The following is an 8,132-nucleotide window of genomic DNA, read 5'->3' on the forward strand; positions in this document are numbered from 1 at the left end:
GCTGGGCTACCTGCCGGTGGGGCGGGACTTTCCCGTGTTTCTGCACCCCGAGACCAAAGAGGAATATGCGCTGGCGCGCACCGAGCGCAAAACGGCGCCGGGTTACCGTGGCTTTGCCATCCATGCCACGCCCGATGTAACGCTGGAGCAGGATCTGGCGCGGCGCGACCTTACTATCAATTCAATAGCTGCTCCCGCACTATCCATAAGGGCTGGAACCGAATTTGAGCCTGATTTCGAGGCCCTGATCGACCCCCATGGGGGCCGGCAGGACCTGCGCGACAAGGTGTTGCGGCATGTGACCGACGCCTTCCGCGAGGACCCGGTGCGGATTTTGCGGCTGGCGCGCTTTGCCGCCCGTTTTGCCGATTTTTCCATCGCGCCCGAGACCCAGGCGCTGATGCAGCAGATGGTGGCCGATGGCGAGGTCGATGCGCTGGTGCCCGAACGCGTGTGGCAGGAACTGGCCCGCGGCCTGATGCAGGCCCAGCCTTCGCGCATGCTGGCAGTGCTGCGCCAGTGCGGCGCGCTGCAAAGACTGCTGCCCGAGGTGGCCAGGCTGTGGGGCGTGCCGCAGCGCGCCGACTACCACCCCGAGGTCGACACCGGCGTGCATTTGATGATGGTGCTGGACCGGGCGGCGCAACTGGACGCGTCGCTGGCGGTGCGCTTTGCCTGCCTGTGCCACGACCTGGGCAAGGGCGAAACCCCGACCGATATGCTGCCGCGCCACATCGGCCACGAAGTGGTCAGCGCGCGCCTGCTCAGGGGCGTTTGCGAGCGCCTGCGGGTGCCGGTCGAATGCCGCGAACTGGCCGACGTGGTGGCGCGCGAGCACGGCAACATTCACCGCAGCAGCGAATTCAGCGCGGCCGCCCTGGTGCGCCTGCTGGAGCGCTGCGATGCGTTTCGCAAGCCCCGGCGTTTTGCCGAGGTGCTGCAGGCCTGCGAATGCGATGCCCGGGGCCGGCTCGGCTTTGAAGACGCGCCCTATCCGCAGCGTGACCGGCTGCTGGCGGCGCTGGCGGCGGCCCAGTCGGTGGTCACCGCCGAGGTGGCGGCCCAGGGCCAGGCGGCGGGACTAAGCGGCCCCAGGATTGGCGAGCTGATCCACCAGGCGCGGGTGGCGGCGGTGGGGCAGGCCGCGCCGTAGCCGCGCCGTGGTCGCGCCGGGGCCGCGCCGTGGTCGCGCCGGGGCCGGCCCCAAACCCAACAAGCGGCACCGGCCTACAGCCATTTTGCAGCCGCTCTGCTAAGGTAAACGGCGATGAAATCTTCCGCTTTTCAGCCGCATTCCTTGCCTCTTGCGACCCCGGCGCCCCTTGCGCCCCTCCCTTCGCGCCTGGCGCTGCCCGCGATTGGCCCGCGCACCGCGCTGTTTCTGGACTTTGACGGCACGCTGGTGGATATTGCCGGGCAGCCCGAGGCCGTGCAGATTCCGCCGGGCCTGGTTGCCCTGCTGGCGCAGCTTGCCGCCGCGCTGGACGGTGCGCTGGCCCTGGTGTCGGGCCGCCCGCTGGCCGATCTGGACCACTTTCTGGCGCCGCTGCGGCTGCCCACGGCGGCCGAACACGGCGCCCAGTGCCGCCAGCCCGCCGGCCAGATCGTCACGCTGGCCGCGCCCGATCTGCGCGAAGTCATCCGCCTCGGCACGGCGCTGGCCGCGCGCCACCCTGGTTTGCGGGTCGAGGTCAAAACCGCCGCCGTCGCCCTGCACTACCGCCATGCGCCCGAGTTGCAGGCGCTGGTGCTGCAGGTCATGACCGAAGCGGCCGCCAGCGCGCCCGGCCTGGAGCTGCTGCACGGCAAATGCGTGGTTGAAGTCAAGCCGGCCGGCATCAGCAAGGGCAGCGCGATTGAGGCCTTCATGGCCGCGCCGCCGTTTGCCGGCCGCCTGCCGCTGTTTGCCGGTGACGACGTGACCGACGAGGCCGGGCTGGGCGCCGTGCAGCGCCTGGGCGGCCAGGGCATCAAGGTGGGCGACGGCGCCTCGCTGGCCAACTACCGCTGCGACAGCCCCGCCGCGCTGCGGCAATGGCTGCTGGCCGCGAGCCAGGACGCCGCTGGCGCGTTCACCACCGGCCTATCCACCACCACGGGAGGCACCCCCACATGACGGCCCACGACGACTCGACCCACTTCGCGCCGCCCGCCGCGCCCTCGCTGGCCATGGGGGTGATCGGCAATTGCGCCTTCAGCGCGCTGATCGATGCGCGCGGCCGCATTGTCTGGTGCTGCCTGCCGCGCTTTGATGGCGACCCGGTGTTCAACGCCCTGCTGCAGCCCGGCGCCGGCTCGGCTGGCGCGGGTTCCGACGCGCATCCCAGCGCCTTTTCCATCGAAATCGAGGACTTCGCCGAATCCCGCCAGTGGTATGAACCGAATACCGCCGTGCTGCGCACCCAGCTCTATGACAAGAGCGGCCAGGGCGTAGAGATCACCGACTTTGCGCCGCGCTTTTACAGCCGCTCGCGTTTTTTCAGGCCCATGACGCTGGTGCGCCGGGTGCGGCCGCTGCACGGCGCGCCGCGCATTCGCGTGGCGCTGGACGTGCGCTTTGACTGGGGCCGGCGCGAACCGCTGGTAACCCAGGGCAGCAACCACCTGCGCTATGTCGGCGATGCGCTCACCTTGCGGCTCAACACCGACGCGCCGCTGTCGCACCTGCTGTCGCGCCAGGCCTTTGTGCTGACGCGCGAGCACAACTTCCTGCTCGGGGCCGACGAGTCGCTGACCGAAGGCATTGCCGACACGGCGCGCCTGTTTGAACAGGAAACCGTGTCCTACTGGCTCAAGTGGAGCCAGCGCCTGCATATTCCGCTCGAGTGGCAGGAGGCGGTGATACGCGCCGCCATCACGCTCAAGCTCTCGCTATTTGAAGACACCGGCGCCATCGTGGCCGCCATGACCACCAGCATCCCCGAGGCGCCCGGCAGCCAGCGCAACTGGGACTACCGCTACTGCTGGCTGCGCGATGCCTTTTTCGTGGTGCGCGCCCTCAACAGCCTGTCCGAGGTCGGCACCCTGGAAGACTACCTGCGCTGGCTCAGCAATGTGGTGGTGCAGGCCAAGGGCGGGCACATCCAGCCGCTGTATGGCATTGGCCTGGAGCGCGACCTGCCCGAGAGCGAAATGCCGCACCTGGCCGGCTACCGCGGCATGGGGCCGGTGCGCGTGGGCAACCAGGCGCAGGAGCACTTTCAGCATGATGTGTATGGCAATGTGGTGCTGGGGGCGGCGCAGGCCTTTCATGACCACCGGCTGCTGCACCGCGCCGGCCTGGCCGAGTTTGAACGGCTGGAGGCGGTCGGCGAGCAGGCGGCGCGCACCTACGACCAAGCCGACGCCGGCATGTGGGAGCTGCGCACCCGCGCCCGCGTGCACACCTCGTCGGCGCTGATGTGCTGGGCCGCCTGCGACCGGCTGGCCAAGATTGCGCAGGTGCTGCACCTGCCCGAGCGCGCGGCCTACTGGCAGGGCCACGCCGGGCCGATGCGTGAGCGGATTTTGCGCGAAGCCTGGAGCGAAGAGCGCCAGGCCTTCGCCGAAAGCTTTGGCGGGCGCAACCTCGACGCCAGCGTGTTGCTGATGATCGAGGTCAACTTCATCGACCCGAAGGACCCGCGCTTTGTCGCCACGGTCGACGCGCTGGAAACCCATTTGTGCGACGGCCCCTACATGCGCCGCTACGAGGCGCCCGATGACTTTGGCAAGCCCGAAACCGCCTTCAACATCTGCACCTTCTGGCGCATCGACGCGCTGGCCCGGATTGGCCGCAAGGAGCAGGCACGCGAGATTTTCGAGACCATGCTGGCCGCCCGCAACCACGTCGGCCTGCTGTCCGAAGACACGCACCCGGTGACCGGCGAGATGTGGGGCAATTTTCCGCAGACCTATTCGATGGTGGGCGTCATCAACGCGGCGGTGCGGCTGTCGGCGCCCTGGGAATCAAAAATATGACCCCCCCCGTTGAGGACTCACCGCGTGTAGCCCCTTCCCCCCTTGCAGGGGGCGGATTAGGGGCTAACCCCCGTCGGCGGCTCACTGCGTGTAGCCCCTTCCCCCCTTTCAGGGGGCGACGCCTGCGGCCCGGCGGAGCCGGTTCCGTGGCCTCTGCTGGGCAGGGCGACGACTCTTTATTCATAAACGCCATTTTTCCGCCGGGCCGCCCCCCGGAAAAAACGGCCCCCGAGGGGCTGGAGCCTGCGGCTCCGAACCTGCTTGAGCAGGTTCGGACAGGCGACAGAGGCGAAGCGTCTTGCGAGCCGCGGCCTGCAAGGCCTCGCGCAGTACACGAAGTGACAAGCGTGGGGGCCATGTCATGAGCCGGCTTGTTGTCGTTTCCAACCGCGTGGCGGACCCGCGCAAGGCGGCGGCGGGCGGGCTGGCGGTGGCGCTGGGCGATGCGCTCAACACCACCGGCGGGCTCTGGTTTGGCTGGAGCGGCACGGTGGTCGAGGGCGGCATGCCGGGCGAAGGCGAGTTGCATGTGCAGCAGGCCGGCAAGGTCACGCTGGCCACGGTGGACCTGTCGGCCGAGGACCACGCCGGCTACTACCTCGGTTACAGCAACGGTGTGCTGTGGCCGGTGTTTCACCTGCGGCTGGACCTGGCGCGCTTTGATGCCGGCTATATCAGCGCCTACCGCCGCGTGAACCGGCTGTTTGCGCGCCTGCTGATGACGCAGCTCAAGCCTGGCGACATCCTGTGGATACACGACTACCACCTGATTCCGCTGGCGGCCGAACTGCGTACGCTGGGCTGCACCCACCGCATCGGTTTTTTCCTGCACATCCCGCTGCCGCCACAGCAGGTTCTGGCGGCGATTCCACAGCACGAATGGCTGATGCGGGCGATGTTTGCCTATGACCTGCTGGGCTTTCAGAGCGAAGCCGACCTGCAGAACTTCTCGCGCTATGTGCAGGCCGAGGCCGGCGCGGTGGACCTGGGCGAGAACCGCTTCCGGGCCTTTAACCGCACGGTGCGGGCCGGTGCTTTCCCGATCGGCATTGACGTGGATGAATTCGCGGCGCTGACGCACGCCAAAGAGGGCGTTGACATGTACGAGCGCATGAAAGCCGAGTACTCGCGCCGCAAGCTGCTGATCGGGGTCGAGCGGCTCGACTATTCCAAGGGTCTGCCGCAGCGACTGCGCGCCTTCAAGACGCTGCTGCAACGCTACCCGGAAAACCTGCGCAGCGCCACGCTGATCCAGATTGCCTCGCCCAGCCGGGAAGACATGGGCACCTACACCGACCTGCTGCAGGAGCTGGAAAGCCTGTGCGGCGCCATCAACGGCGACTTTGGCGAACTCGACTGGATGCCGGTGCGCTACATGCACCGCAACGTGGCGCGCAAGCGGCTGCCGGGGCTGTACCGGGTGGCGCGGGTGGCGCTGGTGACGCCGCTGCGCGACGGCATGAACCTGGTCGCCAAGGAGTTTGTGGCCGCGCAAGACCCGGCCGACCCCGGCGTGCTGGTGCTGTCGCGCTTTGCCGGCGCCGCCGAGCAGCTGCAGGACGCCCTGCTGGTCAACCCCTATGACATCGACGGCAGCGCCGACACCATCCAGCAGGCGCTGCAAATGCCGCTGCAGGAGCGCCAGATCCGGCACCAGAAGCTGCTCAGAAATATCCGGACGCAAGACGTGCACTGGTGGCGCCAGACCTTTCTGCAGGCGCTGGGCGATGGCGCAAGAAGTCAGGAAACGATGTAAGCCGCGGCCGCCGTCGAAAACAGCGTGCCGTCGGCGCCCAGAAACTCCATGCGGGTGCTGGCCACGCGCGAACCGAGCCGCAGCACCTCGGCGCGCAGTTCAAAGTAGTCGCTGATGCCGGGGCGCAGGTAGTCCACCCGCAGGTCTATCGTGCCGAGCTTGCCAAAGCGGTGCAGCCGTTGCTGCGGCGCCTCGTCCATGTGGCGCGCGCCGATCGCGGCCATGACCGCCAGCCCGCCCATCGCATCGAGCCCGGCGCTGATCACGCCGCCGTGAATGCGGTTGTAGGCATAGTGGCCCACCAGTTGCGGCTGCATGGTGATGCGGGCCGTCACGCGCTCGGCTTTCACCGACGTGATCTTCAGGCCCAGCAGCTGGTTGAAGACGATTTTTTCTTCAAAGATGTTTTTCAGGCCGGCGATGAACTCGTCCTCAAATTCAACAGAGAGGGCGGAGGCAGGCAGGTTCAGGGCTTTGGTCATAGGCCCAATTGTCGTGCAGCCAGGTCCTTCATGATTTCCTCGGCGCCACCGCCAATCATCATGACCTTGACCTCGCGGTAAATGCGTTCGCTGGTGGTGCCGCGCATAAAGCCCATGCCGCCCAGAATCTGCACCGCCTGGTCGGCGCAAAACTGCATGGTTTGGGTGGCGTGGTTCTTCAGCATGCAGACCTGGGCCACCCAGTCCGCGTTGCCCGATTGCTCCTCGCCGGCATCGGCGCGTGCCGTCACGGCAGCCAGCCATGCCTGGGTCGAGGCGATGCGCATCTGCATGTCGACCAGCTTGTGGCGAATCACCTGGCGCTCGATGAGCGCCGCGCCAAAGGTCTGGCGCTGGCGCGCCCAGGCCACCGCTTCGTCGTAGCAGGCCTGGGCAAAGCCCAGCGCCATGGCCGCCAGACTCAGGCGTTCGCCGTTGAAATTGCCCATGATCATTTTGAAGCCGCCGCCCTCTTCGCCCAGCAGGTAGCGGCCCGGCACGCGCACCTGGTCAAAGCGCAGCAGCGCGGTGTCAGAGCACCACCAGCCCATTTTTTTTAGCGCGCTGCGGCTCAGGCCGACGGCATCACCGGGCACCAGCAGCATCGAGATAGCGCCGGCGCCTCTGGATTCGCCGGTGCGCACCGCCACCGTCAGCCAGTCGGCGCGCATTCCGGAGGTGATGAAGACCTTCTCGCCGCTGATGACCCAGTCGTCACCCTCGCGCCTGGCCGTGCTGCGCAGGCCGGCCACGTCCGAGCCGCCGCCGGGCTCGGTGATCGCCAGCGCCGCAATCTGCTCGCCGCGCAGCACCGGCGGCACCACCTCCTGCTGCAGCGCAAGCGAGGCATGGCGCAGCACCGGCGGCAGGGCTATGTGGTGCGAAAACAGGCTGGCCAGCACGCCGCCGCTGCCACCGTAACGCGCCATCGTGACCGACACCGCGTTGCGCAGCGCCAACGGGGCGGGCGTGCCGCCCAGCGCTTCGGGGTAGCCGAGCCCGAGCAAGCCGAGTTCGGCCGCTTCGCGGTATAGCGTGCGCGGAAACTCCCCGGCTTCGTCCCACGCCGCCACCTGCGGCGCGATGCGCTCCAGCGTGAAGCGTTTGACGCTGTCGGTCAACGCCGCCAGGTCCTGCTGCAGTTCGGTGTTCATGGGGTTCACGGAGTAACGGCAGTTTCAAAGGTCATCAGCAGCTGCAAGGTCGCCACCTGCTGGCCGGGCGTGACCTGCACGGTGTGGACCCTGCCGTCGTGCGTGGCCGCCAGGCTGTGTTCGAGCTTCATCGACTCGATCACCAGCAAGGTGTCACCCTTGCGCAGCGCCATGCCGGGCACGGCGTGGACCGCCAGCACCTTGCCGTTGAAGGGGGCGCGCAGCTCATGGCCGGCCGCTGCGCCGGCCGAAGCGGCGGCGGCGTCAAACGAGGCATCTTCCACGAACAGATCCACCCCGCCCTGCTGCACATGCCAGCGCTGGCTGGCCACGCGCACCACTGCCGCGCCCGGCGGCATGACGGGCACGCCGCTAACGGCCCGCTCCGTCAACCGGCCGCGATGGCGCAGCCGCACCGGACGCGGAAAAGGGCAAGGCAGGCCGCCGGCAGCCGGTCCGGACGCCGTTTCAGGGGCAAAAAGTGCCGCTAGCCCAATCAAATAAAGCATAGTTTGCTCTTTTTTTTGTAGCGACTCCCGAATCGCATCGCCCTCTTCGGCCAGAAACGGAATCAGCGCCTGCCCGGCCCGAAAACGCGGGTGGCGCAGGCAGGCCGCCAGCAAAGCGCGGTTGGTCGGCAGGCCCAACACCTCGGCGTGGTCCAGCGCGGCGGCCAGCCGGTCGATCGCCGCCGCGCGCGTGGCGGCATGGGCCACCAGCTTGCCCAGCATCGAGTCGTAGTACGGCGACACGTGCTGGCCCTCGGCCAGCGCGTGGTCA

General features: G+C 68.0%; 7 protein-coding genes. 4 read left to right on the plus strand and 3 right to left on the minus strand.

Annotated features, from left to right (window positions below; genetic code table 11):
* From RMO23_RS07690 to otsA, 4 genes are all read left to right on the plus strand, one after another.
* On the plus strand, window positions 1–1,153 hold a 1,153-nt coding region (locus tag RMO23_RS07690), incomplete at its 5' end, for a multifunctional CCA addition/repair protein (protein ID WP_309680122.1).
* Window positions 1,154–1,267: 114 nt separating this feature from the next.
* Complete coding sequence (gene otsB / locus RMO23_RS07695; protein ID WP_309680124.1) at window positions 1,268–2,116, plus strand: trehalose-phosphatase; 849 nt, start codon at window positions 1,268–1,270, stop codon at window positions 2,114–2,116.
* Window positions 2,113–3,960, plus strand: a complete 1,848-nt coding sequence (locus tag RMO23_RS07700) for a glycoside hydrolase family 15 protein (protein WP_309680126.1) — start codon at window positions 2,113–2,115, stop codon at window positions 3,958–3,960. Before otsB ends, RMO23_RS07700 begins: the two co-directional genes overlap by 4 nt.
* Before the next feature lie 361 nt (window positions 3,961–4,321).
* Entirely contained in the window at window positions 4,322–5,716 is a 1,395-nt protein-coding gene (otsA, locus tag RMO23_RS07705) for an alpha,alpha-trehalose-phosphate synthase (UDP-forming) (RefSeq protein WP_309680128.1), read from the plus strand.
* Here otsA and RMO23_RS07710 read toward each other — a convergent pair.
* From RMO23_RS07710 to RMO23_RS07720, 3 genes are all read right to left on the minus strand, one after another.
* The gene (locus RMO23_RS07710) at window positions 5,701–6,198 is read right to left on the minus strand and encodes a thioesterase family protein (protein ID WP_309680130.1); all 498 of its coding nucleotides are present in this window, start codon (window positions 6,196–6,198) and stop codon (window positions 5,701–5,703) included. The two genes, otsA and RMO23_RS07710, sit on opposite strands and share 16 nt — an antisense overlap.
* Entirely contained in the window at window positions 6,195–7,352 is a 1,158-nt protein-coding gene (locus RMO23_RS07715) for an acyl-CoA dehydrogenase family protein (RefSeq protein ID WP_309680132.1), read from the minus strand. Before RMO23_RS07715 ends, RMO23_RS07710 begins: the two co-directional genes overlap by 4 nt.
* Before the next feature lie 5 nt (window positions 7,353–7,357).
* A partial coding sequence (locus RMO23_RS07720) for a biotin/lipoyl-containing protein (protein ID WP_309680134.1) occupies window positions 7,358–8,132 on the minus strand: 775 nt, incomplete at its 5' end.

It is taken from the genome of Polaromonas sp. (assembly GCF_031411155.1).
Taxonomy (GTDB): domain Bacteria; phylum Pseudomonadota; class Gammaproteobacteria; order Burkholderiales; family Burkholderiaceae_C; genus Polaromonas.